1 rRNA gene is annotated in these 261 nt (G+C 42.9%); it reads right to left on the bottom strand.

The features are described 5' to 3' along the window. Window positions 1–207: 207 nt before the first annotated feature. Window positions 208–261: ribosomal RNA gene (locus Q0976_RS24120) — 16S ribosomal RNA — on the bottom strand; the annotation flags it as partial.

Here is a 261-nt window from a genome sequence, read left to right as displayed (position 1 = left end):
CACTATCAGCTTTCCAAATTGTTAAAGAACGCTATATAGCAACAAGGCTATACAGTTTGTTGTTATCCCATACTCAACTCTTTATTAAGAGATGGGCAGAAATAAACAAGCATATCTGTGTGAACACTCATATACACGGATGTATTTGTGTCGACTCGGCACTGATGCCATATTGTCGACCCAGCAGAGCTAAGTTAGTCGTATAGGTAAGGAGGTGATCCAGCCCCAGGTTCCCCTAGGGCTACCTTGTTACGACTTCAC

Origin of the sequence: uncultured Shewanella sp. (genome assembly GCF_947501665.1) — a bacterium.
Lineage (GTDB): Bacteria > Pseudomonadota > Gammaproteobacteria > Enterobacterales > Shewanellaceae > Shewanella.
This window is presented reverse-complemented; position numbering and strand designations above follow the sequence as displayed.